Origin of the sequence: Bradyrhizobium sp. AZCC 1693, assembly GCF_036924745.1 — a bacterium.
Lineage (GTDB): Bacteria > Pseudomonadota > Alphaproteobacteria > Rhizobiales > Xanthobacteraceae > Bradyrhizobium.
The window spans coordinates 2358546-2382598 of sequence record NZ_JAZHSD010000001.1; the positions used below are offsets into that span (position 1 = coordinate 2358546).

At 62.7% G+C, this 24053-nt stretch carries 23 protein-coding genes and 1 pseudogene; 13 read left to right on the forward strand and 11 right to left on the reverse strand.

What is annotated here, in order from left to right; all coding sequences use genetic code 11:
* Nucleotides 1-151: 151 nt before the first annotated feature.
* Together V1293_RS11515 and V1293_RS11520 are read left to right on the forward strand one after the other, a co-directional pair.
* Nucleotides 152-730: a DUF1214 domain-containing protein gene (locus V1293_RS11515; RefSeq protein ID WP_334509493.1), complete on the forward strand. Its 579-nt coding sequence runs from the start codon at nucleotides 152-154 to the stop codon at nucleotides 728-730.
* Nucleotides 727-1347 carry a DUF1254 domain-containing protein gene (locus tag V1293_RS11520; RefSeq protein ID WP_334509495.1) on the forward strand — a complete coding sequence of 207 codons (621 nt, stop codon included), beginning with the start codon at nucleotides 727-729 and terminating at the stop codon, nucleotides 1345-1347. Before V1293_RS11515 ends, V1293_RS11520 begins: the two co-directional genes overlap by 4 nt.
* Nucleotides 1348-1577: 230 nt before the next feature.
* Here V1293_RS11520 and V1293_RS11525 read toward each other — a convergent pair whose 3' ends face one another.
* On the reverse strand, nucleotides 1578-2435 hold the full coding sequence (locus V1293_RS11525) for an MBL fold metallo-hydrolase (protein ID WP_334509497.1): 858 nt from the start codon (nucleotides 2433-2435) through the stop codon (nucleotides 1578-1580).
* Nucleotides 2436-2529: 94 nt separating this feature from the next.
* Here V1293_RS11525 and V1293_RS11530 point away from each other — a divergent pair, with 94 nt between their 5' ends.
* From V1293_RS11530 to V1293_RS11540, 3 genes are all read left to right on the forward strand, one after another.
* Complete coding sequence (locus V1293_RS11530) at nucleotides 2530-3387, forward strand: LysR family transcriptional regulator (protein WP_334509499.1); 858 nt, start codon at nucleotides 2530-2532, stop codon at nucleotides 3385-3387.
* Nucleotides 3388-3626: 239 nt separating this feature from the next.
* Nucleotides 3627-3866, forward strand: a complete 240-nt coding sequence (locus tag V1293_RS11535) for a hypothetical protein (protein WP_334509501.1) — start codon at nucleotides 3627-3629, stop codon at nucleotides 3864-3866.
* Between the two features lie 515 nt (nucleotides 3867-4381).
* On the forward strand, nucleotides 4382-5671 hold the full coding sequence (locus tag V1293_RS11540) for a serine hydrolase domain-containing protein (protein WP_334509503.1): 1290 nt from the start codon (nucleotides 4382-4384) through the stop codon (nucleotides 5669-5671).
* A gap of 311 nt (nucleotides 5672-5982) precedes the next feature.
* On the opposite strand, the gene V1293_RS11545 is transcribed toward V1293_RS11540, so the two are convergent.
* Nucleotides 5983-6756 (reverse strand): septal ring lytic transglycosylase RlpA family protein, encoded by a 774-nt coding sequence (locus tag V1293_RS11545; RefSeq protein ID WP_334509505.1) that lies wholly within the window; start codon nucleotides 6754-6756, stop codon nucleotides 5983-5985.
* Between the two features lie 80 nt (nucleotides 6757-6836).
* On the opposite strand from V1293_RS11545, the gene V1293_RS11550 reads away from it, so the two are divergent.
* The 4 genes from V1293_RS11550 (at nucleotide 6837) to V1293_RS11565 (ending at nucleotide 10416) form a co-directional block, all read left to right on the forward strand.
* Complete coding sequence (locus V1293_RS11550) at nucleotides 6837-7265, forward strand: hypothetical protein (protein WP_334516701.1); 429 nt, start codon at nucleotides 6837-6839, stop codon at nucleotides 7263-7265.
* Nucleotides 7266-7546: 281 nt separating this feature from the next.
* Complete coding sequence (locus V1293_RS11555) at nucleotides 7547-7999, forward strand: hypothetical protein (RefSeq protein WP_334509507.1); 453 nt, start codon at nucleotides 7547-7549, stop codon at nucleotides 7997-7999.
* 263 nt (nucleotides 8000-8262) lie between these two features.
* Nucleotides 8263-9183 carry a tyrosine-type recombinase/integrase gene (locus V1293_RS11560; protein ID WP_334508877.1) on the forward strand — a complete coding sequence of 307 codons (921 nt, stop codon included), beginning with the start codon at nucleotides 8263-8265 and terminating at the stop codon, nucleotides 9181-9183.
* Nucleotides 9184-9195: 12 nt separating this feature from the next.
* Nucleotides 9196-10416: an IS91 family transposase gene (locus V1293_RS11565; RefSeq protein WP_334508880.1), complete on the forward strand. Its 1221-nt coding sequence runs from the start codon at nucleotides 9196-9198 to the stop codon at nucleotides 10414-10416.
* 515 nt (nucleotides 10417-10931) lie between these two features.
* Here V1293_RS11565 and V1293_RS36150 read toward each other — a convergent pair.
* From V1293_RS36150 to V1293_RS11585, 4 genes and pseudogenes are all read right to left on the reverse strand, one after another.
* A pseudogene (locus V1293_RS36150) lies at nucleotides 10932-11461 on the reverse strand (DUF3237 domain-containing protein).
* Between the two features lie 162 nt (nucleotides 11462-11623).
* Nucleotides 11624-13414, reverse strand: coding sequence for a vanadium-dependent haloperoxidase (locus V1293_RS11575; RefSeq protein WP_334509512.1), 1791 nt, complete (start codon nucleotides 13412-13414; stop codon nucleotides 11624-11626).
* Nucleotides 13415-13829: 415 nt separating this feature from the next.
* Nucleotides 13830-14603: a hypothetical protein gene (locus tag V1293_RS11580; protein WP_334509514.1), complete on the reverse strand. Its 774-nt coding sequence runs from the start codon at nucleotides 14601-14603 to the stop codon at nucleotides 13830-13832.
* A gap of 16 nt (nucleotides 14604-14619) precedes the next feature.
* The gene (locus V1293_RS11585) at nucleotides 14620-14820 is read right to left on the reverse strand and encodes a hypothetical protein (protein WP_334509517.1); all 201 of its coding nucleotides are present in this window, start codon (nucleotides 14818-14820) and stop codon (nucleotides 14620-14622) included.
* 241 nt (nucleotides 14821-15061) lie between these two features.
* On the opposite strand from V1293_RS11585, the gene V1293_RS11590 reads away from it, so the two are divergent.
* Entirely contained in the window at nucleotides 15062-16039 is a 978-nt protein-coding gene (locus tag V1293_RS11590; RefSeq protein ID WP_334509519.1) for a DUF2336 domain-containing protein, read from the forward strand.
* Here V1293_RS11590 and V1293_RS11595 read toward each other — a convergent pair.
* The 3 genes from V1293_RS11595 to V1293_RS11605 are packed head-to-tail and all read right to left on the reverse strand — an operon-like array spanning nucleotide 16036 to nucleotide 18943.
* Entirely contained in the window at nucleotides 16036-16380 is a 345-nt protein-coding gene (locus V1293_RS11595) for a DUF1491 family protein (protein ID WP_334509521.1), read from the reverse strand. The genes V1293_RS11590 and V1293_RS11595 overlap by 4 nt on opposite strands.
* Nucleotides 16381-16413: 33 nt before the next feature.
* Nucleotides 16414-17142: a peptidoglycan-binding domain-containing protein gene (locus tag V1293_RS11600; protein ID WP_334509523.1), complete on the reverse strand. Its 729-nt coding sequence runs from the start codon at nucleotides 17140-17142 to the stop codon at nucleotides 16414-16416.
* Nucleotides 17126-18943: a sensor histidine kinase gene (locus V1293_RS11605; protein WP_334509525.1), complete on the reverse strand. Its 1818-nt coding sequence runs from the start codon at nucleotides 18941-18943 to the stop codon at nucleotides 17126-17128. The genes V1293_RS11600 and V1293_RS11605 overlap by 17 nt, the downstream gene beginning before the upstream one ends.
* Before the next feature lie 424 nt (nucleotides 18944-19367).
* Between V1293_RS11605 and V1293_RS11610 the strand changes: the two genes are divergently transcribed.
* Together V1293_RS11610 and V1293_RS11615 are read left to right on the forward strand one after the other, a co-directional pair.
* Nucleotides 19368-19787, forward strand: coding sequence for a DUF5330 domain-containing protein (locus V1293_RS11610; RefSeq protein ID WP_334509527.1), 420 nt, complete (start codon nucleotides 19368-19370; stop codon nucleotides 19785-19787).
* Between the two features lie 82 nt (nucleotides 19788-19869).
* Nucleotides 19870-20298, forward strand: coding sequence for a SufE family protein (locus V1293_RS11615; protein ID WP_334509529.1), 429 nt, complete (start codon nucleotides 19870-19872; stop codon nucleotides 20296-20298).
* A gap of 71 nt (nucleotides 20299-20369) precedes the next feature.
* On the opposite strand, the gene V1293_RS11620 is transcribed toward V1293_RS11615, so the two are convergent.
* Both V1293_RS11620 and V1293_RS11625 read right to left on the reverse strand, forming a co-directional pair.
* The gene (locus tag V1293_RS11620) at nucleotides 20370-20783 is read right to left on the reverse strand and encodes a MucR family transcriptional regulator (RefSeq protein ID WP_108513078.1); all 414 of its coding nucleotides are present in this window, start codon (nucleotides 20781-20783) and stop codon (nucleotides 20370-20372) included.
* 266 nt (nucleotides 20784-21049) lie between these two features.
* The gene (locus V1293_RS11625) at nucleotides 21050-21949 is read right to left on the reverse strand and encodes a DUF308 domain-containing protein (protein WP_334509532.1); all 900 of its coding nucleotides are present in this window, start codon (nucleotides 21947-21949) and stop codon (nucleotides 21050-21052) included.
* Nucleotides 21950-22298: 349 nt separating this feature from the next.
* Between V1293_RS11625 and V1293_RS11630 the strand changes: the two genes are divergently transcribed.
* Complete coding sequence (locus V1293_RS11630; protein WP_334509534.1) at nucleotides 22299-23948, forward strand: glycosyltransferase family 39 protein; 1650 nt, start codon at nucleotides 22299-22301, stop codon at nucleotides 23946-23948.
* Nucleotides 23949-24053: the final 105 nt, after the last annotated feature.

Consider the following 24053-nt stretch of genomic DNA (forward strand, 5'->3'; position numbering starts at 1 on the left):
AAGTATGATCCGGCAGAATGTTAACCGGCTTTCCTCGGAGCAGATGCGAGGCGTCTGCGCCGTCATGCTCACACAAAAAGAAGCGCTTCAGGTTTCGGATGAAGCCGGTTCAAGCGGAATCTGATGCCGTGAGATTTCGGAGCACTGGCCTGTGCGGCTGATCTTCATCACCTTGCTGGCGTTGGCGCTTGCCACGGCCGTCGGTCTCGGCTCGACCTACATGACGGCGACGCGTGGCACCGACCTCGGCACGCTTACGATCGGCGCCTGGACCGCGCGGCCCAAGAGCGGCACTGCCGAGGTCGATCCCTATTCGCGCGCCTTGATCGCCCGCAGCGGCGAATTGCCGATCGGGACCGGTGACGGCATCGCCTTCTCGGCCACCACTGACGACAAGCGGAAGCCGCTCGACGGGCGCTGCGACGTGGTCGTCAGCGGGGTGACGCCGGCGGCCCGGTTCTGGACGCTGACGCTGTTCGACCGCAAAGGGCATCTGGTCGCCAATTCGCTGCAGCGCTACGGCTTCACCAGCCAGGAAATCGTCCGCGGCTCCGACGGCGCGTTCGAGATCCGCGTGGCGGCGCGCTCGCGGGCCGGAAACTGGCTGCCGACCGGCGGCATCGAGCGCTACGCGCTGATGCTGCGGCTTTACGATACGCCGGTTGGCGTCGCGACCCGGACCCAGCGCGACGCGCCGATGCCCTCGATATCCACGGTGAACTGCCCATGATCCGGCTGGCGTTCACCATCATCGCAGGCGTGCTGTTGGGCGGCGTGGTGCATCTCGTCAGCGTGCTGGCGCTGCCGCGCATCGCCACCCAGGATGCCTATTCACGGCTGACGCCGATGACCAGGGAGAATGCCGTCACGGCCCTTCCGCTCGCCGAGCCCAACAACGCGCCGATGCCGTTCATGGACCCGGCCTTTGCGGTCGCGATCTGCCGCTACGACCTCGCCGGCGGCCCCCTCAAGCTGACGGTGCCGGTCAGCCAGGCCTACACCTCGGTGTCATTCTACACGCGCAACGAGGTCGCCTATTACGCCATCAACGATCGCTCGGCCGGCCGCAAGGTGATCGAACTCGACCTGATGACGGAAGAGCAGCATTCCGCGTTGCCGGAGGATGAGGAAGTCACCGCCGCCGACCGGCTGATCATCGACTCCCCTACCGCGACCGGCCTGATCGTGCTCAAGGCCCTGGCGCCGGAGCCGGGCTTGATGCCGCAGGCGCAGGCCTCGCTCGCGGCATCGCGTTGCACCGTTCAGACCGAGCCTCCACCGGCCAAGCAACCCGAACCCGTAGCGCCTGCACCGGCCCCCGCGCCGGCACCACGGTCCAAGCGCTGAGCAGGGCCTAGAGCGGGATGGGTTGGAGTCGAATCGATTCGCCATTAGCGCGAAGCCAACGATCTCGTGTCCCGGACGCAGTGCAGATACTCTTCAGCGGTACACCGCAGGGCCCAGACACAAAATCGCGAAAACAACCCCATGCAAAGTAGAATGGGCCCCGGCTCGCAGCACTCACGCCGCTTGTGTCCGGGGCACGAGATGGTCCGTCCTCACGGCCCAACCTGATCTCATCCTGCTCCAGCGTGAGCCGGCACTTCCTGGTGGTGGCCGCAGCGGCAATTCTCGTAGTCCACGGGATCATGACTGTTGAAGATGGTCACGGCATCGCCGTGATTGGCCTTGAGCGTCCGCAGCCGCTCCTGATTTTGGATGCGCACGGCGCGATCCATATCGGCGCGGCGCTGAAACATGCCGAGCACCAGCGGCACCCGCGGCGACGCTTGCATCTGACCGTGGAAGAAATAGGCATCGCCGGCGTGCAGCAACCATTTGTCCCCGCTCCGCACGGCGATGCCGCAATGACCTGAGGTATGGCCGGGCAGCGGGATCATCAGGATATCAGGCTCGCGATCGCCGAGCGCGCGGACGCCCTCAAAACCGAACCAGTCTTCGCCGCCCTCCCCATAGAACGTCCATTGCGGATCGTGCTTCCACTGATCGGTGATGTAGCGGCCCTTCGGTGCCGGCGTCCGGCGCGTCACCGCCATGTCGTGCTCGCGGCGATGGACGTGCACCTTGGCGTTCGGAAAATCCGGAATGCCGCCGGCATGATCGCGATCGAGATGCGTCAGCAACAGATGCCGCACATCGCTTTTGGAATAGCCGAGCGCCTCGACCTGCCGCACGGCCGCCTCGGCCGGATCGAGCCGCGGCGTCGTCTGCCGGACCCATTTGGGTCCAAGCCGCGGCGGGTTGGCAATGTCGTCCAATCCGATGCCGGTATCGACCAGCGCCAGCCCGTCATGGGTCTCGATCAGCAGGCAATGACACACCATGCGCGCGCGCTGGAAAATGCTGCCGGTGCCGTTCACCAGCCGCCGGCCGATCGGGCACATGGTGCCGGTGTTGAGATGATGGACGCGCATGACAGATGTCTCCTTCGAGGTCAGGCGCCATGCTTGCCATTCGGCAAGCCATAGGTAAAATATCAATATCCGATAGTATCAATAGGAACGTCCTATGGATATCCGCGAGCTCCGCTATTTCGCGGCCGTGTTCAGGGAGCGCAACCTGACGGCGGCGGCCAAACGCTGCTTCATCTCGCAGCCCTCGATCTCGGCGGCGATCACCAATCTGGAGGCCGAACTCGGCACGGCGCTGTTCATCCGGCACAAGAAGGGCGTGGCGCCGACGGAAGCGGCCGAACAATTCCATGCCGTGGCCCGCCGCATCATCGATGAGGCGGACGCGGCGAAAAACCTGTTCCGAAAACCTGCGACGCGGAGCGCGCTGACACTCGGCCTGATGCGCACGCTCGACCGGCCGCGAACCATCGCCCTCCTGAAGCCGCTGACCGGGACTTCCGACATCGCGCTCCGCCTCGTTGGCGTCGATGAGCCTTCGGATGCGCGGATCGTTTCCAAAAATCTGCTGCGCGCCGACGAGCATTTCGTTCCGCTCTGGATCGAGCGCTACGTCGCAGCATTGCCGCCATCGCATCCGCTGACGCTGAAGGAGCGGCTGCGCACCGCTGACCTCGCCGGCGTCGCCATGGTCGACCGCTGCCATTGCGAGCAGAGCGAATTCTTCGGCCGCGCCGCATCGGCATCACGCCAGCCCGCGGCGATCGCCGAATCGGAAGACTGGGCGATGGCGCTGGTGGCCGCCGGTGTCGGGATTGCCATCGTTCCCGAAGGCGTGGCGCGCGCCAATTCCGATGTCGCCGTGCGCGAGATCGACGTCGACGTGAAGCGCGAGGTGGGGCTCGCTTACAGCGCGGCGCGGCCGCCGTCGGAAGCCTTGCAGAACTTTATCGCAAAACTGCAGCGGCAACGGCCCAAAGCGGGCCGCGCCAAATCGAAGGCTCGGCGTAGCTGACCAGGATGCGTACTCATAAATCGAGATTGATTGGCGCGGCTGATCGACGTCCTCTATGCCGCCGAAGCGGAAGTAAATTCAGAGCGGCGTCGCAACTGATGCATCTCGTGAAGGTCGCGCGGGCCTAGCGTCTCGACTTCCGCCGCCCCGCCGGGTGAGCGGCCGGGGATGGCCTGTCGTTGTTCCATCTGCTAGCTTCCAAACATCCTGAAAATGCTGGGGGGGGGAGGAGAAGAGTTATGTTTTTACCCGAACAATACGCATGGTTTGAGCCCGTACTCATTGCAACCATCGTGGTGTTCATCATTGATTTAGTCGGCAACTGGATCGGTTTCGGCAACCGCTTCCTCGGCGCCCTAATGAGCGCAATCGTGTTCGCCCTCGTGTTCGGAACCCTTGTCTATTTCGGTTACGGCAGCGTGTCGATGTCAGTGACGACAACGCCGAGTCCAACTGCCCCTGCTCAAACGCAAAAGTAGGTCGGCCAAACAGAGACGCGAGCGACCGATGCAGCGGCGTCGCAACTGATGCACCTCGTACAGGTGGCGCAAGCTTAGCGCCTCGACGTCCGCCACGGCTCGGCAGATTCCGCTATGCCCCGATAGCGACTAAATTCCGCAGCGCAGCGAGATGACGCGATGTGCCAGCAGCAATCTCATATGCTCGACGCCCGGTCATGGCGCAACGCCAAGTGCGATCCGGTCTGAGTTGAGTGCACTGCGCTACACGGCCGTGCTTCGGAGCGCGGCTATTGTCTGCGACGGCGGCCGCCGGATGTGGTACGTTGATCTTTCCGTCATGCAGGTGCTGATGAATTGCCCGAACTGTTCGCAATTGCCCGATGATGAATCGCGGCAAACTCATCAGGGTCATTCGTGACTTGCCTTTTGCGGTTTCAAGTCAGAAGTGCCACGGCGCCGTCTAGGCTCCGATTTATTCTGATCTGGATTAGCTGGAAAATGGCGGTCAGAACGGGTCTACGGGAGGAAACATCATGATCTCACGTCGTCTTGTGATCGGACTGTTAGGGGCAGGAGTGACAGCGTTTGCGCTCTATGCCACCCCAATTGCGCTGGCTTTTTCGCCCGAGGCGCGCAACGCAAAGCTCGATGAAACCCTTCGGGGATTGGTCGAAGGTCGCAGCACTCCAGGTATTGCGGTGCTGATCCTCCAGAACGGACGCCCGGTCTACAGCCGCAGCGTCGGCGTTCGCGAGGTCGGGGGCGCCGCGCTGATCGGCGAGAACGACATGTTCCGCCTCGCCTCAATGACGAAGGCCGTCACCTCGGTGGCAGCGATGATCCTTGTCGAGCAGGGCAAGATCGACCTGGACGATCCGGTCAGCCGTTTCCTTCCCGAGTTCGCCAAGCTAAGGGTGCGCGGGCCCGACGGCACCGAGGGTCCTGCGAGCAGGCCGCCGACGATCCGCGAACTGCTGAGCCATACCGCCGGGCTCTCCTACAACTTCATCAACAATCCCCGGCTCGTTGATGCATACCGCGAAGCCCGCGTGACCGACGGGCTGGACCAGCCCGAGGTAACCACGGCTGAAGCGATGCAGCGTCTCGCCGCCGTTCCACTTGGCTATCAGCCTGGAACGGGCTGGGAATACTCGCTCGCCACTGACGTGCTCGGGGCCGTCATCGAGAAGGTGACGGGAGCCAGTCTGGGAGCTTTTGTAACCGAGCGCATTGCAAAGCCCCTGCGCATCCAGAGCTTTGTGTTCAACGCACCTGAGACCATCCGCTCACGCTTCGTGCAGGTGACGCGGCCCGCACAGGTCACGGGCGCACTCGGCACGGGCTACGTTCCGGTGATGGGATCTGAGGCAGTGCCGTTCCCACCCACCAAGGGCACTGCCAATCTCGACCCGAACCGCGCCTTCTCTCCGACTGCCTATAACTCTGGCGGCGCCGGCATGAGTGGCACCATCGGTGACTACGCGCGGTTCCTGCAAATGCTGCTGAACGAGGGCGAACTTGACGGCATGCGGGTGCTCCGCGCGGAGACGGTCCGACAAATGACGCAGAACGTGACTGGCAACTTGCCGACGCTTCGCGGGCCGGGTTGGGGCTTCACGCTGGGCTTTGGGATCCTGACCGATCCGGCTGCAGCCAAGAGCCGTCTTCCGGCCGGTAGCTATGGGTGGGGCGGCATCTATGGCACGCAGTTTTGGATCGATCCGACAAACCGCGTTGTCGGCCTGGTCATGACCCAGACGGCAATTATTGGCTCCGGCCCGATCTCGAATCCCGTCCGGGAAGCATTCTATACGGCCGATTGAGGTTCGATACCCAACACTGGCTGCGCCACAGCACCAGGTGCCCGCCCACACTTGGGGGTAGTTCTTGTTGTCGCGCTCAGCGCAAACGCGCTCGCGTTATCGAAGCGGCGCATTCACACTCGCCGGTGCGCGATCAAGCCATGATGATCGTCGCGGCGTCAGCCGAAAATAAGAAATGCAGCATGCATCAATAGTCGCCCGTTACGATGGCGCAGCTTGCCTACCAAGAGGCGACATTCGGCCACGCCCTTCTGTACATTTAAGAGCTGATCTCCAGGAGGGCCGTGCTCTACCTGTTTCGCGTGCGATGTTCATCCAACCGGTCCGGCGACCCAATAGTCGCCGGAAAGCGGCCTGACTTTTACGTCATGAATTACCCCGAGCTGCAGGCTTGGATCGAAATAGCGCATCGCCCGCTCATTGAGGTCAATGATGCGCCCAGGCGTTAATGGCCCAACGTCATTTATCTTGACGATGACCTTCTTACCTACAGCCTCAACGAGGGCATACTTCGGCCTCTCGCCATATTGGACCCCACCAAATTTCTGACGCAAACTCGTCTTGATGGCAGCCGCCCAGACGAAGGGATCATAGCGCTCCCCGGAAGCTGTGTTCGGGCCGCCCTCCCGCCAACCGGGCCGGAACGGATTGTACGTCGATGCTGCGCCAACAATCGCATCCCCAGAAGCTTCGTTGACGACGGTGCTTGAATGAACTGCAGCGACTTCACTTCGAGCAACGGTAACAGAAACGGCAAGCGCAACTACGGCGCCGCAAATTGCGGCGCTAGAACGAAACAATATCATAACTCCTCGACCGATTTTTTCGTTCGGTTCCTGGCGCCGCAAAAAAGTCAGCCGAACGCGGATGCGTTGACGAACTCGTGCCAATTTTTTGCGGATTCGTGCCAATCCTGGCGGCGGAACCGTCGTGAGAACCAGGGTGGTCCTCGCACAGTGTTCTTGGTTCTCGCCGTCTAAGACAGAGATTGCGTCAGCAACATGACTAGGAGCAAACGTCTGGTTGGCTTTCGGGAACTTTCGTAAGCGGACACGTACTCCTGCAGTGCGTCCAAACAAAGCCATGAACCTGAACAAGACCTGTGACGGCTTCGCGCATCACGCAAAGCGATCCGACCAGTTTGCTCGAACCCAAGGGTGGGGACATGAAGTATGGGAGGGGATTTCTTCCAGCAATTTTGCTGATCCTAAGCATGTCGAATGCAGTCTCAGCAGTACGCATCACGAATGATCGAGGCGGGCAGATCGGAAGCTACGTCATGAAGTATCAGCGCCTAGCCTCCGCCGGCGAGTCGGTGATCATTGATGGTCTCTGTGCCTCGGCATGCACTATTGTCCTCAGCGAGCTCCCTCGCGACAAGATCTGCGTGACTTCGCGCGCTACACTCGGCTTCCATGCGGCTTGGAATTACGGCCCGAACGGCCGCACCTTCACCGATCCCGAAGCGACCTTGATGTTGTACTCCGGCTACCCGACGCCGGTACGTCGCTGGATCGCTAGGCGGGGTGGTCTGAGACCTCACACTATTTTTCTAAGCGGGAAGTCCTTGCAGGCGATGTATCGCCCCTGCTGATCAACTTCGCGCAGCGGAAAAGCACAATCAAATGACTCTGATTCTGGGAATGTCTGCTTCGGGTCAATAGCCGACTTGACGTAGCGGCAATGCACGGCCCGTAAAATTGACCCCAAATCAGGACAACCCTGCATTATTGGGTAATCAATTGGCAAACTTCGGCCATTAAAAACGCTTGCCCTTCGTAGCGCGACCTCGAAGTGTCGGTACTACGCGGCGCAACGAGCGCGCCAGTTCATGGGATCGGTCTTATCTTGAGGGAACGAACGAAAATCCATCGCGTGACAATCATCGTCATTGCCTCGGCTTTGACTTTAGCTATTGGCTTCATTGGGTACCGAAATGTTGTTGGCTTTTGCAACTCGCAGGGAAGGTATCTCGACGATGCGGAAATGATCCGCCAAGCAATCCTTTACAGTCTACAAAAGCCTCCTCACGAACGCGTACCATCCCCAGATGTCATCCAATACCGCTCGGTCGCAGAGTTCATGGACCGAAACCGTGACTGTTGCATCATTCATCGCCATGACCGGGGTGAGTTTGAAAACGTCTTGGCAGATCGATGGGTACGCATATTCGGGTGGTACGTTCTCGTTGTAGATCTTTGGTATCAATACAAGGAAGCCGCACCGGATAACTTTTACGAAGCGTCCATCGCGATGAACTCGTGTGGACAGTTCGTGGAGCGGCATGTTTCGCTGAACTCGCGTCCTAGGGTGCCAATAGAGAAGTAGATGACGATAGGTCCGCCTTCGGGTCATTCGCGTCGTTCTGACAGTCGGCTGACTAATTCCGATCTTCCCCCGGAAACGGACATCGCTCAATGCGGTCGGCATGTCTCAAAGGTGCCAGTGCACTAAATCGCTGCGCGATAGCCCGCTGCGCGGGGAGCCCGACCGCGAGCACGGTAGCCGGGGTCAAGATCGTCGATAGCGCGCGGGTCGCCCTGTCTTGAAGATCGAGGTGTCGTCAACCTCATTCAAGACAGGAGTTTCCTATGAGTACGGATGCTGTCAGCCCGCTGCGCCAGCGCATGATCGAGGACATGAATGCGCGCAAGCTCTGTGCGGGCACGCAGAGAGGCCATATCAGCAGTTGCAAGCGGTTCGCGGCGTTTGTGAAGCAGTCCCCCGACACGGCCACACTTGAGGACATCCGCCGCTTCCAGCTGCACCTGGCCGAGACGGGCGCGAGCATCTGCAACCGCAACCGCATCATGACCGGGTTGCGGTTCTTGTTCCGCGTGACGCTGCGCCGATTGGACCTTGCGGCCGAGATCTATCATCTCCGCGAGCCTCAGAAGATCCCGCTGGTGATGAGCCAGGATGAGACGCGGCGCCTGCTGGCCGTCGCCGGCAGCCTCAAGGCCCGCCTCCTGCTCAGCCTCGGCTATGGCTGCGGGTTGCGCGCCGGCGAGGTGGTGCGGCTCAAGGTCAAGCATATCGACAGCGCGCAGAAGATCATTCGCATCGAGCAGTCCAAGGGGCGCAAGGACCGTAATGTCATGCTGTCGTCAAAGACGCTCGATCTGTTGCGGCAATGGTGGAAGGCGCGCCCATCGCGTCACGATGCGCAAACGCCCGTGCCGGAACGCTGGCTGTTTCCCGGCACCAGGGCCGGCAAGCCCATGACCACCCGCCAGCTCAACCGCCTGTTTCATGAGGCGGCCGATGCGGCCGGGATCAGGAAGGGCGTGACGCTGCACGCGCTGCGCCACAGCTTCGCGACCCACCTGCTGGAGGACGGCACCGATATCAGATTCATCCAGGCGCTGCTGGGTCACGACAAACTGGACACGACGGCGCGCTATACCCGTGTCGCCACCGGCATGATCGCGGCGATCGAAAGCCCGCTCGACCGGCTGTCGCAGCCTCGCAAGAGACCCAGGAAGAGCAGGAAGAACCCGCCGCCGGCGTAACGGCCGGGAGCTGTGTCGCGTCCAGCGCTGGAGGTCGCGGATATCTTGCGCGACCACGGGGCGGCGTGGCGGCGCGCCAATGCGGGCCACGTCAGTCTCGGCCAGCTGAAAGTCATGAGTGCGATCGAGCGCTGCCGCACGGCGGCGCTCGGCGGCCATGTGGCGCGCTGCGAGAACGAGACCTGCGCCCACACCGTCATCGCCTACAACAGCTGCCGCAACCGGCACTGCCCCAAGTGCCAGGGCGCTGCGGCCCGCGAGTGGCTGGCCGAGCGCGAGGCCGATCTCCTGCCGGTGCCGTACTTTCATGTGGTGTACACGCTGCCGGCGCAGATCGCCGACATCGCCTATCAGAACAAGGCGGTGATCTACGACCTGCTGTTCAAAGCCTCGGCGGAGACCACGCTCACGATCGCGGCCGATCCCAAGCATCTCGGCGCTCGCATCGGCTTCATGTCGGTGCTGCACACATGGGGTTCCGCGCTGACGCATCACCCGCATGTCCACATGGTCGTGCCGGGTGGTGGCCTGTCGCCGGACGGATCGAAGTGGATCGCGTGCCGACCACGCTATTTTTTGACCGTGCAGGTTCTCTCGGCGTTGTTCCGCAGGCTGTTTCTGGAGATGCTGGTCGCGGCTCACCACGCCGGCCGCCTGCAGTTCTTCGGCGAGCATGCGCGGCTCGCCGATAAGGCTGCATTCGCTGCCTATCTGACGCCACTGCGCGAGATCAATTGGGTGGTCTACGCCAAAGAGCCGTTCGCCGGGCCCAGGCAGGTGTTGCGCTATCTGTCGCGCTACACCCACCGCATCGCGATCTCCAATCGCCGGCTGCTGTCCGCCGACGAGAACGGTGTCACCTTCAAGTACAAGGACTATCGGATCGAGGGGCCCGCCCGCTACAAGGCGATGACGCTGGCGACCGACGAGTTCATCCGGCGCTTCCTGATCCACGTGCTGCCGAAGGGCTTCCATCGCATCCGACACTATGGCCTGCTCGCCAACGGCGCCCGAGCCGCAAACATTGCGCACGCGCGCCAGCTGCTCGCTCAGCCGGCGCGCCCTAAAGAACCCGAGACGCCCGAAGCCGCGATCAACGAACCCCGCGTGCTGCCGCGTCCATGCCCGTGCTGCGGCGCCCGCATGATCGTCATCGAGACTTTTGAGCGCGGCTGCGAGCCGAAGCACCGCCCCACACCGGCGCCGGCGCCGATCAGGATCGACACATCATGAGACCATCGCCGCCGATCAACGACCGCAGTGACAAGCGCTATTCTGGCCGGCTCTCAGCCGGCAGCGCCCACGCTCGCATCGCTGTGCTGGATTCACCAGCAGTCGCGCGACCAATCTTGTCGCGCGACGCGCAGATCGCTCGTTCATACCGACGCACACCCCTACGCGTGGCAGAAACCCGATCATCGCAACCGCTCCGGTCCAGTCTTCTCAGGCCCGAGCCCGCCGCAAAATCCCCATAGCGCCCGCTGCACCGTCAGCGCCCCACCTCCCGCGATTTCGTGCCTTGGCGCTTTTCGGACGCCGGCTGTCCGAGCGTGGAGATGGTCTCGGCATGCCGGCATCCGAAAACCTGCACAACAGGCGACATCGTGATCTTGTTTCCAGTCGTCACGACCATAGTCGGCACTATAGCGACTTGGGTACGAGGGAGTTGCAGTGTTCTGACTGCACGAGGCGCTCGTCGGACTTTCGACCAATTGGCAACCGTCAATCGGTCGAAGGTCCGATACGGGTCACTTCAGCGCAAAGATGTTGTAGCGTACGTGACTGCCCTCACCGAATTTGAGGGAAACCATCTTGCCAACGGCTTGGACCGCATTGAGCCAGGCGTATTTGTCGGACTTCGTCTGAAACGTCGGCGTTGTGATAAAGTAGCAATCGTCCGCTTTTAGCTGCTCTCCGGCGTTCAGGCGGTCCGCCTGCTCCTTACTGCATTGGATAGCGCCGCTGTAGCTTACGTAGACGAGTTCGCCATCATCGTGGCGCGCACATCGAGGCGGAAGACACCGGACGGCATCACTCGCAACCAGTCGGCGCCCGGTCCCACGAATTTTCCTTTGATACGTGGCCCGTCGACCCATCCGCCCGGTTGCACATTGTAAATGAGAAGACTTTGATCAATTGCCTGAGGCGCATCGAGGGGCGCGTGCAACGTCATCAGGTACTCGGTCTGCATCGAAGTCTCGGGACTGCCGGCGGATGCTGGCACGGACATGGCAAGCGCCATAACAAATGCGCCAAGGGGAGACGATAGACCCTTCATTTTGTACCTCCCATTCTGGTTGTTTAGCCGTGCACGAGACACCTCTTGCACTGGTGCATTCCAATTCGACCGCAATTCGTATCTAGCTCATAGCTGGTGTGTTGCGCTCTCTCGGCGCCGCGCCGACAGCGCCTGTAGCCGCCGAACTTCGCCCGACTGCTGTCAGATCGTCACGCGGCTGCCGTCGAAGCGCGTCAAGGAGAAGCCGTCGAAGGGTTCGCGGAGGGTGGTGCGCTCGTCGCGCAGCATGCCGATAGCCACTTCCTCGCCGATCGCCATTGAGGCCGAAGCGTCGGAACGCCAGTGGATGCCCGCCCAATTTCGTCCGAAACCGAAATTCACCGCGAGCTTGTTCAACTCTCCGCCGACCGTGAGCGGCGGGCCGCTATAGGGCACGAGCCTCGTCGGGTCAGCCGGATCGGGCTGTATCGGGTTGGCGATGACGCGGCTCTCGTCGAAAAACGCCTTCAATATGGTAGCCGTGACGGCACCAACGCTCGTGGCACCGCCGGGATAGGTGGAGTGAAGGGGCGAGGCCTCCGGATAGGTTTGTGACAAAAGATAGGTGCCGTATTTGGCTTTACTGCGATCAAGCGCTTCCGATTTCAGGAAGTTATCATGCAACGGGTAGTCGCTCACGCCATTGGCGAGGCGATGGTGCGCCAGAGCGCCGTAGGCTTCCGGTCGTACAGCCCGGTGCACCATATACTTCTGCCAGTAGGCCGCGCGGACGGAGTTACTGATCCCCGTGGCGAGTAGTGCCTGCACATAGGGCAACCCGAAGGTGGCACCCGCAGGGCTTTGGGTTTTCGATTTCCGATACGGGTTAGATGGGTAGGACACGGGCTCTGCCGGTGGATACATCCCGGAGTACCGTTGATCCGCTCCACCGCCGGGGGTTGCAAGGATCAGTGCTGCCGCCCACCCAAGTGCAGGACCAGCGTGGATATACTCCGCGAGATCTCTTCCCGTCGTGATGTAGCGCGGTGTCGCGTCGAACTGCAACCGGCGTTTCGGTACGGCGCCGTTCTGGATCGCCAGCCACTCCTCGTATTCGGTCAGGAATTCGTTGGCGGGCAACGTGGTGCGAATTTGAGCACTGATCCACTGTGCGGCATAGGGCACGTCCCGGAGCAGGAATTGCGAGATCAGCGGGCCGTCCAAAACGCCTGGAGGCGTGACGGAGCGGCCCTTCGGGTCAGTTGGGTCGAAATAAAGCGCATTGGCACGGAACAGCGTACCGGGTGTGACCCGCCCACCAGACTTCGGCCCTCGGAAATCGGCGAGCTTGTTGAGTTCCTCGGTAGCTGCAAGCACGTCGCGATTGGAGGTGTCGTCGCGCAACTCGGTAAGCGGAACATCACGAAGCAGCGATTGCCAATATACCTCGACCGCCTCGCCGCCGCGCTCCGCACTTGCAAGGGCCGGTGCCGACGGTATCGCAATCTGAGTAGGGTTCATGCCGCTGAGACTGACGGCTTGTGTGCCTACGGGATTGACCAGTTTGCGAATGCCGCCGAGCGGGACTTTCTCGAAATCAGCGGGATCGCCCGACTGGCAAGCGGTATAGAGCGCCTGCCATGCAGCTTGTTCCACTTCGCCGCGTTTGTCGTGCGGCAGGCCCCGTGAATCCGAACCGATCTTGTTGGTGTAGCGCGCCTCATCGCCATTCGTCGGGTGGGGTGCGATGGGAATTTTCTCGTTATTGCTCGCGCAAGCTTGCCGGACTTCGAAGGCGCGGCGCTTGAACGCCGCGTCGAGCGGTCGCGGGTCCGCGCTCACAGGCTGTGCTGCTGCCGGGGCGATTCCGGACATGCTCGGCGGAGACGCAAGCACGGCGGCGCCAACTGCGATGCCGGCCCCGCCGAGGAGCGAGCGGCGAGTGACCGCGGTGGTCGGCAGGGTCGACGATGCCAGGTCAGATTCAGTCGAAATGGTGGGGTGGTCAGCCATGGAGATCTCCTCCCTCGCAGGCACCGCTCTGGGGCCCGCGCTTTCAGGATTCAAATGGCATCCGGGCGCGCTTACGCGCACCCGCGTTGGAATGCGAATGCTGAAGGACCGGCGAAAAAGGAAGTCGGTGATTCGAGTGCAATGCTTGCCGATGGCACGACTGCTGTCCGTTCAGTCCCGCGAGGAATTCGGCATTTCCCGCCTGCGACGACAGCTATTCAAAGAGTACACGATCTCGTGCGTCCTGAAAAGATATCTGATCTTTAGACGACTTCCGCTTTGGGTCACTCGCGACCGCGTCGAGCCAGCAGCAAGTCCGGCCATGTCCGATATGCCCGGAAAGCCGAAGTAAATTCAGAACAGTCCGGCACCACCGCTGGCCAGTTCGCTGCTGCGTGCTAATGAGTCCCGCTCTCTAGCCCTTCACCGTCACGGCGCGCCCGATCACGGGCTGCGCGGCGACCGGCGGGTTGGCGGTTTGTGCCGCGAGTTCGCCGATCAGGCGGTCGGCATCGGCCGCAAGATTGTCGGGTGCCTGGATCACCAGCCGCTCCAGCGCCCAGCGATATGAAGAAATGCGCCGCTCGAGGCATTGCTGGACCCATTGCACGATCAGCGTGTTCTCCTCCATGCGGGCGACCGCATCGGCCTGTTCACGCGGCGAAAGTTCCGACACCATCTTCAGGCTGGCGCTGCGTTTGCGGTCGAGTTCGATGACGCGCGCGGCGGAGGCAAAGAACGGCTCGAACCTCGTGATGTCGTTGCGAACGTCCTCAATCAACTGCTGATAACGCGAGGTGTGTGAGCGGTGCGGCTCGTCGATCAAAGCGCGTCCGTAGGTGGTGCGGTCGAACACCACCTTCTGCCGCCATGGCGAGGGCAACGGCTGGTAATCGCCGAACACGCTCTTCCAGGCCGGCCGCGAATGCGGCGGCTCGATCAGGGGATAGGCGAGATCGCGAAGCTGGCGCTCGTTTTCGGTGAGCTGGAAGTGCGACGGCTTGAGGCCGACGCTGGCCGTGGCCTCGGCGCCCAGCCAGCGGTGCATGTCGTCGTTGCGCATATCCGCGCGGGTGCGGCCGAAATCGCCGCCACTGCAGCCGCCGAGCGCAACGCTTGCCACAAGCAGCATGAGAGCCGGGAGTGACCGAAGCCCGGTGGTCCGGATCGGGAGGCACAGCTCCGGCATTGCAAAGGTCCGTCGTTCAGGGGCGCCGACGGCGACGGCGACCGGGCGCCGTCCCCTCTTCCGGCCCGCGCCCGTCGCCGGTTTCGCCGGCTTCACGTTCGATGCGGACAACGGGAAGGATCAGCACGGTTCCCAGGCCATCGCGTGGAGCGCCATCCATGGTTGAGTCCGGCCGTCGCGAAGCCGCATCCGCCGGAAATTCAATGATGGTGCCCATGTTCCGTTCTTTCTGGTTGCCGCACGGACACGATCCGGCCGGCGACATGCCATTATTCAGAACAGAACGTGGTTAACGGCATCTTAATTTCTGAAGGCGGTACAGTTACGGTTTCCGGGGCCACCTCCCACCGAAAGCTTGCATTTTATCGGATTTCTTCACGGGCTATTTTCCTTAACCAACTCTTAAAGTGCCGTGCGTAGGCTGACGCGAGGGATTACCGAAGTCGCGTACACCTGACATGACCGCAGCTCCATTGTTTCCAGGATTCGACGGGCTGATGACGCTCTCGCGCCGCGAGGGCGTCGACATCAGACCAACCTTGCTGCGCGTGCTGACCGACCTCTATGTCCAGACCAGCGCCCATTCCGCCGACGAGGAACGGCAGTTCGTCGAACTGACGTCCCGCCTGATCGACCAGGTCGACGACGCCACCCGCGCCGCGGTGCGGGCGCGGCTCGCGATCTATCCGGCGACCCCGGCCGAGATCATGGACAAGCTCGGGCTGCGGCGTTCGCACCCCGGCGAGATCCTGCCGGTCGCGGCTGCGATTGCCGCTGCTCCGGCCAGCGCGCCCGTGGTGAAGGCGCCGACCGAAGCGCAGTTGCGGATGGCGTCAACCCTTTCGATGCGGCCCAACGATGCCGCCGAAATCAGCGACATGTTCTTTGCGGCGGGCGCCAGCGAGCGCGCGCTGATCCTGCACAATATCGCCGACACGCCGCTGAAAGCCTCGCCGCGCATTCCCGCAGCCCGCGCCGCGCGCGCGCTCCATATCCTGGAGATGGCCGCATTCGCCGAGGACACCGAGAATTTCGCGCTCGAACTCGGCGAAGCCTTGATTCTGCCGCAGCGGATTGCCGAACAGGTGGTGCACGATCCCGGTGGCGAGCCGCTGGCCTGCGCCGCGCGCGCGCTGGACATGCCGAGCCCGGCGTTCCAGCGCGTGCTGCTGTTCCTCAATCCCGAGTTCGGCTCATCCGTGCATAATGTTTATCGTTTGTCGCGGCTTTACGACCGCCTGAGCGAACGATCCGCGCTGGTGATGCTGGCGGCGTGGCGCGGCTCGACCATGGCGGTCACCCGCGCCAAATATCGCGCCGCGCTCTACGACGACGAGCGCCATCGCACCCGCGCGGCGACCACGCAGACACGCCCCGCCGTGCAGCCCGGAACTGCGCCGGCCGTGCGCACCGGCACCGACGGTTCGAAGCGTTAGGCCGTCGCCAGATCGAGAAAGTGCCGTCCTGCCCGGTCCTCGGTCTCGACGATCCAGGCGTCGGGATCGAAGCGGAGTTCCTTGACGAGGCGTTCCTCCACCGATTGCTCCGGCACCGGCTGCGGTGAAGCCGGCGCGAACAAGCGCTCGGCCGGGCGGCTCTCGTCATAGACCGTCTGCGGCGCGGGTGCGTACAGCATGGCGTTGCCGTCGAGCAGCGCCACCTTGACGAACACCGCCCCCGCCTCCTCCGCCCCGCGCTTGCGCACGGCGCCAAAAATTCCCTCGGTCTGGCAGCGGCGCAGATAAGCGGCCACCCAGATGCTTGATTTCAATCGCATGGAATCGACGATAGGACAGCGACCACGCGGAAGCTAGTCGATCGGATGCCCGATCATCGCCGTGAGCTCCTTCACCAGCCGATCGGACATTTGCCCGGTCACCGGGAGCTTGCGGTCGCGCTCGAATTTCGAGATTGCAGCCTGCGTGTCTGAGCCGACCGCGCCGGTCGGCTTCAACTGGCCATAGCCATATTGGGTGAGCGCGCGCTGCACCGCCGCCACGCGACGCGCGCCGGCGCTCTGCGCGGTGGCTGGAATCGACGCGGGCGGACGCGCCACATTCGCGGGCGCAGCAGTGGGCGCACCGGTCGACTTAACCACCAGATTGGCCATCGGGTCAGGGTTCTTGGAATCGCCCTTGGAATCGCTCCTCGGATCGCCGCTCTTGATCTCGACGTGTTTGGGATCAGCGCTCCTCGCCTCGACCGGCCTGATTTCCGGCGGCTCTGCGTCGACCGGCCGTGCGGTCAGTTCGACCGGGCGCGGGCGCGGCAGCGGGCTCACGGCGGCTTGCGGCGCCGGCAGCGTCACCACCGAGCCGAACATCGGCGAGGGATGCCGGCCGGCCTGCAGGAACAACGCATTGGCGAGGATGGCGCAGATCGCGGCAGCGGCGAGCAGGCCCGCGACCATGTCTTTCGGACTATGCAGGAGGATGCGCATTACAAGGCCGCGCTCTTCCTCCACCTCAATCGCAGCCGCCTTCGCGCCGCGGCGGCGGCGGCGCGGCATCTCGTCATCGTCGTCAATTCGCCTGGGCACGCTTCTTCACCTGATGGGCTTGATCCTGTGATTCCGGTCGCTGCGCCGGTTTCAGCGTCGCGACGTTGCTTGAAGGCGTCAGCAGCGGCGCAAAGTCAAGCGGCAAGGCAACTGTCACCGTGGTGCCCTCGCCGACCGTGCTCTGCACGTTCATCTCGCCATTGTGCAATCCGACCAGGCCCTTCACGATCGACAGGCCGAGGCCGGTGCCTTCGTGCTTGCGCTGATAGGTCTTGCCTGCCTGGAAGAACGGATCGCCGATCCGTGCGAGATCCTCGGCGTCGATCCCGACCCCGGTATCGGTGACACACAGCATCAGCCGCGATCCCTCGACCGTTGCGGAAACCGTCACGCTGCCGCCGCGCTCGGTGAACTTGATGGCATTGGCGACGAGGTTCAGTGCGATCTGCTTGAATGCGCGGGGATCGCCGTTCATCACCGGCAAGTCTTCCGCCGCGCGGGTGATCAGATCGACGCCGTTGTCTCGCGCCTTCAGCGCGAGCAAATTGCAGCAGTGCAGGAGCGCCGTGCGCGGCGCGAACGGTTCCGGCGAAACTTCGAAATTTCCGGTTTCCATCTTGGAGATATCGAGGATGCCGTTGACGACCGACAACAGATGCTGGCCGGAATCGTTGATCAACTGCGCGTATTCCTTGCGGCGCGCGGCATCGAGCATCATCGCCTCTTCATGCACGATCATCTCGGAGAAGCCGATGATAGCGTTCAGCGGCGTGCGCAATTCGTGGCTCATGGTGGCCAGGAATCGCGTCTTGGAGGCATCCGCCTGCTCGGCGGCGGTGCGCGCCAGTTCGAGGGCTTGCTCCTGGACCTTGCGGTCGGTGACATCGCGCATCACGGCGACGACATCGGCCTCAGGCGAAACCTGCTCGAGCGGCCGGCAACGCATCTCGACCCAGATGAAATCGGCGGAAATGTTCTGGCCACGAACCGCGTCGCGACGCAAACGAAATTCGACGCGTTGCTCGCTGCCGCGCGCGGCATCCGACAGCGCCGTGAGATAGGCCGGACGATCGACGACATGGACACGGTCGAACAGGCCATGGCCGGTGAGCCGTGGGCCCGGCGTACCGAGCATGGCTTCCGCCGCCGGCGAAATGAATTCCACGGCGCCGTTGCGGTTGTGACGCGAAATCACGTCGCTCATGTTTCGCGCGAGCAAGCGATAGCGGTCTTCCTCCACATAGAGCAGCGCCACCGAAGTGCGCGCCAGCGATTCCGCGCTGACGGCCAGTCCTGCCGCATAGAGCGTCGCGGAAGCGACGCCGGCCCCCATCAGGACGCTGCGCAGGGCCGCGTTCGATTCCGGCACCGGCAGGAAGTGAAAATGTCCGAGCGCGATCAGCAAGGCGACGCATGACAGCGCCAGCGCGGAAGCGAACGCGACCACGCGGCGCGAGGCCGACAGCGCGGCTTCCAGGGGAACGACGATGAGCCAGACCGCGGCGAATGATTCGATGCCGCCGGTGGTTATGGCGACCATCATGACGAGGCCCGCCAGCGCCAGCGCGGAGAGGATATGCGCGCCTTCGTAGCGGCCGGTGCGCGACAGGAACCAGGACAACAGAATAGGTGCGATCAGCCAGGCGAAAGCCGCGACCTCGATCGCCGTGGGCGCCCCGCGCATCGCCAGATAGAGCGGAAAAGCCGCCAGCGCCACCAGGCTGCCGAGCAGCCGCGGCGCCATGAACGCGTGATGACGCGCGCGCGTCAACGCATCATATCTTGCCGAGGGATGCAGCAAGGCATCGAGACAATCGCGGATGATACTCAAAACAGTCACGGCTCTCGCGCTTCGGCTTGTTCGTCAGACAGACGCGCCGGAACGCCCCCTCAATCTTTGCGCCACCGTGTCAGAGCGAACTTAAGCGAACGCTAAGGCGCCGGGAGCGACCGACCAACACGGTGCATTCGCGGGCGTTTCACGCCCTCGCACGACGCTCATTCGGCCCGGATGGTGAACGACAGGTTTAGAGCCCCATCGATCTATGGTTTCGAAATGGTGGATGCGCGAACGGCGCGGACTTTCACGCGATAGTTGGTCGTCAATCGAAAATTTACGCCGAATCGAATCATTGCAATTTTCAGCGAATTTTCGACGACTTTACCTCAATGCAAACACTTCCGATTTATCGACGACTGTTAGTCAGGAATAAAGCTGCGGTTTAACCGCAACACAACCATAAGAGACGGACCGGGGTCGCGAGATGTTTTTTCTGCTTCGCATGGCATTCTGGCTCGGGCTGGTGCTCGTGCTGTTGCCCAGGGAAAAGACGCCTGAATCGGACAAGGTGCCGCAGATCGGCGCTTCCGAAGCCGTATCGGCTGCGACCGCCGCCGTCTCCGACATGGGCCAGTTCTGCAAGCGCCAGCCGGCGGCCTGCGAGGTCGGCGGTCAGGCGGCGACGGCGATCGGCCAGCGCGCCCAGGATGGCGCCCGCCAATTGTACAAGATCATCACCAAGCCCGACCATCCCGGCGTTCCGGACAAGAAGCCGGACCATACCAGCTCGATCGGCGACGACGCCGGGCCCGTGGCCGTGAACGCGTCGCCCGCCGACGCGCTGACGGAGGACGATATGGCGATCGAATGGCGGCTGCCGCGGACGCCGTTGGCCTCAAAATAGCTTGCGGAACCGGTTCCATTTCCGTCGCTTTCGTTCGATCCGCATCCTATATAAGGCCTTACGGAAACGGACGCGGACCAAGATGACGATCGACGAAATCAGGGACAATTTCGAGCTGCTGGAGGAGTGGGACGACCGCTACCGGTACGTCATCGAACTCGGCCGCATGCTTGACCCGATGCCGGAGGCCGAGCATTCCGCGGAGAACAAGGTCAATGGCTGCGTCAGCCAGGTTTGGCTCTCCAGGCAGATCGATCGCAGCGGCAACGGCGAACCGCGGCTGAAATATCTGGGCGATAGCGACGCCCACATCGTGCGCGGCCTGATCGCGATCCTGCTGACGCTTTATTCCGGCCGCACGCCGCAGCAGATCCTGGCGACGGATGCGCTTGCCGTATTCAACGAATTCGGATTCCGCGAGCACCTGACGCCGCAGCGCTCCAATGGCCTGCGCTCCATGGTCGAGCGCATCCGCTTCGACGCTCGCGAAGCGCTGGCCGCGGCTTCCTGACGTTCAGAGCTTATGTTTGACGCGTTTTCTTTACGCGAACCGGTACCCACTTCGCTTGAAAACGCTTTGAACTATTTCCGCTTCCGCGCCTGCTGGCCGAGGCCCATCTTCTTGGCGAGTTGTGAACGCGCCACCGCGTAGTTCGGCGCCACCATCGGGTAATCCGGCGGCAGGCCCCATTTGTCGCGATATTGCTCCGGCGTCATGTTGTATTGCGTGCGCAGATGGCGCTTCAGCGACTTGAAGCGCTTGCCGTCCTCGAGGCAGACCAGATATTCCGGGGTCATCGACTTCTTCACCGACACGGCCGGCTTGGCCGGCTCGAGCGGTGTCTCGGGGCGGCCGCTCGACACGCGCATCAGCGCGGCATGGACCTGGCTGATCAGGTTCGGGATTTCCGAGGCCTGGGTCGGATTGTTGCTGAGATAGGCCGATACGATATTGGCGGTCAGTTCGACGGGCGTCTTGCTGGCGGAATCGGTCATGGCTCAACCTTTTGGGGTCACGAATGCATCTGTCGGCCATACGGTTCGGGCAGTATCCAACCGCGCCTATACATCAGTGGAGTCTCGTACGACTTGGCGAATATGAACGAAGTGCCGGGAAACTGACAAGAACGACGGCGCTTTATTTTCAAGGACGGGCTTCGCGGCAAGTATTGCCGGTATCAGAGCATTTCCAGCGAAAGCCTGCCCCGGACTTGACCCCGGTGGGGACCGGTTCGCGGCAAGCAAACGCGCCAGATTAACATCTAGGACCGCTGATCGAGATGCGCGCGCAGTTCGTCGATCGAAGCGAAGCGCATCATCCCTTCCGGCATCTGGGCCTCGATCGAACCGTCGGAATAGAGCGAATAGGCCATGCCATCGACAACGCCCGATTTCAGCACCGTCACCTCCGGCTGATCCTCAGGCCGCGCCGGTCCGCCATTGGGTTCCGCGAGCGTTGGGGGCATGCGGCCGCCACGCCGCTGCGGCGAAATTTCACCGGGCCTTGCGCGTTCCGCTTTCGGCCAGGCATCGTCGAACGATGCTGGCTGCGGTTCGGCGGTTTCGACCGGCGGCGCGGTGGGCGGCCGGGGGCGCAGGTCCGACGACAGCAGGTCGGGCGGCAACGTCTCGCTGGACCGTGCCTGGGCGCGCTCGCGCTCTTTTCGCGACGTCGATGAAAACAGCAAATTGCGCTTCGGTTTCGAAGCCGACGACGGTTCGGGGTGCATCGGTTCCGGAATCGGATGATCACGCAGGACAGCCTCGTTCTGCCACGGCGGCGGCGGCGCTGGAGCGAACGCCGGCGGCGGCGCTGGAGAGAAGGGCCCGGGACCGCCCGGCTGCTCGGCGGCCGGGAAGCCGCCACTGGCGGGGGCGGAATCCCGCGTCGCGGCAACGGGAAGCACCGGCCGCATCATGGCCTCACCTCGGGCGTCCCCGTGCGCTTCAGGCACGCCAGTGCCGAGCCGGCGCGCGATCGTCTTCAATTCCCTGACCGCCATCCAGAGCGCAAGCATCATGGCGCCGGTACAAACAGCCATCACACCGGTGATGATGAGCGTGTTGCCAGTACTGAATTCCTTGATCGAGATTCCATAGCCGGTCGCCAACAGGCCCGCCAAAACAAGGCCGATCCCTGCGACCAACATAACGAACATCATTGAACTAACCCCTCAGCCGCGCCCGAAACGCTCGCAAGCCGCCCACCCACGCCACGATACCGTCATATTGTCCGCACCGCCAACCGCCAATTACATCCAAGGTTCCGCGAGAGCATTGTCACGTTGCAGGATTCCGGTCGCAGGCATTTGTGCCGCCATTCAGGTGCCGTTCAGCCCACCGGCCGTAGTTTTACCGCCTACCAATTACTGCCCTTTTGTTGCATTGCATCAGGGATTTAAGCCACAATTCCCAATTACTTGGAAATGGAACTACGCTATATGGGTACCCGGGGAATGAGGCTCAAGAATATCCACGCTGGGCCATAGGGACGCTGGGTTACCAATCGCCATGTCATCGATCACGACTTCTGCCCTCGATACGCCCGCGCGGCGCTCGGTGGAGCGGACCTGCGACGACCTTGCCATCTTTGTGCTGGCCGTGGTCACCCTTGTCGCAGGCCTGACCTTCCGTGACTACGGGCTCGGCTGGGACGACTACACACACGCCGAATATGCCGACCTGCTGTTGCGGATGTATGGTTCCGGTTTCAAGGACACCGGCGCGCTGTCGTTCGCCAACCTCTATATGTATGGCGGCGGCTTCGACATGGCGGCGGCCCTGCTGCACAAGATCATCCCGCTCGAACTGTTTGAAACGCGCCGCCTGCTCGGCGCCGTCGTCGGCGTCATTGGCCTTGCCGTGACCTGGCGGCTGGCGCGGCGCGTCGGCGGCCCGCTTGCCGGGCTCGCGGCGCTGCTGCTGCTGGCGCTGTGCCCGACCTTTTACGGGCACATGTTCATGAACCCGAAAGACGCGCCGTTTGCCGTCTCGATGGTGATCCTGATCCTGGGTCTGGTGCGCCTCGCCGAGGAATATCCCGCCCCCTCGCCGCGAACCATCCTGATCGTCGGCCTCGGCGCCGGTCTCTCCATCGGCTGCCGGATTCTCGGCGGGCTGGCGCTGGTCTATGCGCTGGTGGGCTTCGTCCCGCTGCTGGTCGATGACGTCCGCACGCAAGGTTCACGCGAAGCGATCCGCCGCTTCGCCCATGTCATGTACGTGCTGCTGCCCGGCCTCGTGCTCGGATACCTGATCATGGGCCTGGTATGGCCGTGGTCGATCATGGAGGCGGACCATCCCTTCAAGGCGCTGACCTATTTCTCGCACTTCTTCGAAAAGCCCTGGAAGGAAATGTTCGACGGCGCGCTGGTCTCGGTGCCTGATATGCCGTGGTCCTACCTGCCGACGCTGTTTGCGCTGCAGCTTCCCGAGGTGTTGCTCGCGCTGCTGCTCGCCGGCGTCGTCGGCACCTTGATGTCGCTGTCGCGCGCCGACGTGTCAGCCCGCCGCAAGACCATCTTGCTGATGCTGACGCTGGCGGCCAGCCTGCCGCTGGTGATCGCGATGGTGAAGCGACCGGCGCTCTACAACGGCATCCGGCATTTCGTTTTCGTGATCCCGCCGATGGCGGTGCTCGCCGGCATATCGTTCGCCTGGGGCATGAACTGGCTCAAGAATAATCACCGACGCTGGCAGCCCGCCGCGCTGGCGGTGTTCACGTTCGGCCTGCTGTTGCCGCTCAGCGAGATGATCCGCCTGCACCCCTACGAATACACCCATTTCAACCACATCGCCGGCACCGTGCGCTCCGCCGACAATTTCTTCATGCTGGACTATTGGGGACTGGCGCTGAAGCAGGCATCCGATGGCCTGCGCGAAGAGCTGGTCGAGCGGCAGGAATCAGCGCCGCAGGGGCGCAAATGGAAGGTCGCGGTGTGCGGCCCGCAGCGTCCGGCGCAGGTGGCGCTCGGCCCCGATTTTACGATCGGCTGGGACAGTCAGTCCGCCGACTTCGCGATGACGCTGGGCGAGTTCTACTGCAAGGGCCTCACCGCGCCCGTCATGGTGGAAATCAAGCGTGACGATGTCGTGTTCGCGCGCGTCTACGATATCCGCGGCCGCGCCATCTCGACCCTTCTGGCCATTCCAGCGCCGTAGCGGCGCATCGCCGCGATAGCATGACTGCCACGCAGGACATCCGCCTTGCTGCCCGTCCGGCACAGGGCTAGGCTCGCCTTCGAAATCAACAATTTTTCGGAGAAA

Excerpts from the sequence above, each read along its gene's own strand:
- V1293_RS11585 (WP_334509517.1), bottom strand. The coding sequence starts at position 14,820 with ATGGGCACCATCATTGAATTTCCGGCGGATGCGGCTTCGCGACGGCCG.
- V1293_RS11535 (WP_334509501.1), top strand. The coding sequence starts at position 3,627 with ATGTTTTTACCCGAACAATACGCATGGTTTGAGCCCGTACTCATTGCA.
- V1293_RS11590 (WP_334509519.1), top strand. The coding sequence starts at position 15,062 with ATGACCGCAGCTCCATTGTTTCCAGGATTCGACGGGCTGATGACGCTC.
- V1293_RS11545 (WP_334509505.1), bottom strand. The coding sequence starts at position 6,756 with ATGGCTTTGTTTGGACGCACTGCAGGAGTACGTGTCCGCTTACGAAAG.
- V1293_RS11625 (WP_334509532.1), bottom strand. The coding sequence starts at position 21,949 with ATGATGTTCGTTATGTTGGTCGCAGGGATCGGCCTTGTTTTGGCGGGC.
- V1293_RS11620 (WP_108513078.1), bottom strand. The coding sequence starts at position 20,783 with ATGACCGATTCCGCCAGCAAGACGCCCGTCGAACTGACCGCCAATATC.
- V1293_RS11550 (WP_334516701.1), top strand. The coding sequence starts at position 6,837 with ATGAAGTATGGGAGGGGATTTCTTCCAGCAATTTTGCTGATCCTAAGC.
- V1293_RS11540 (WP_334509503.1), top strand. The coding sequence starts at position 4,382 with ATGATCTCACGTCGTCTTGTGATCGGACTGTTAGGGGCAGGAGTGACA.
- V1293_RS11520 (WP_334509495.1), top strand. The coding sequence starts at position 727 with ATGATCCGGCTGGCGTTCACCATCATCGCAGGCGTGCTGTTGGGCGGC.
- V1293_RS11525 (WP_334509497.1), bottom strand. The coding sequence starts at position 2,435 with ATGCGCGTCCATCATCTCAACACCGGCACCATGTGCCCGATCGGCCGG.
- V1293_RS11560 (WP_334508877.1), top strand. The coding sequence starts at position 8,263 with ATGAGTACGGATGCTGTCAGCCCGCTGCGCCAGCGCATGATCGAGGAC.
- V1293_RS11580 (WP_334509514.1), bottom strand. The coding sequence starts at position 14,603 with ATGCCGGAGCTGTGCCTCCCGATCCGGACCACCGGGCTTCGGTCACTC.
- V1293_RS11630 (WP_334509534.1), top strand. The coding sequence starts at position 22,299 with ATGTCATCGATCACGACTTCTGCCCTCGATACGCCCGCGCGGCGCTCG.
- V1293_RS11530 (WP_334509499.1), top strand. The coding sequence starts at position 2,530 with ATGGATATCCGCGAGCTCCGCTATTTCGCGGCCGTGTTCAGGGAGCGC.
- V1293_RS11610 (WP_334509527.1), top strand. The coding sequence starts at position 19,368 with ATGTTTTTTCTGCTTCGCATGGCATTCTGGCTCGGGCTGGTGCTCGTG.
- V1293_RS11615 (WP_334509529.1), top strand. The coding sequence starts at position 19,870 with ATGACGATCGACGAAATCAGGGACAATTTCGAGCTGCTGGAGGAGTGG.
- V1293_RS11575 (WP_334509512.1), bottom strand. The coding sequence starts at position 13,414 with ATGGCTGACCACCCCACCATTTCGACTGAATCTGACCTGGCATCGTCG.
- V1293_RS11595 (WP_334509521.1), bottom strand. The coding sequence starts at position 16,380 with ATGCGATTGAAATCAAGCATCTGGGTGGCCGCTTATCTGCGCCGCTGC.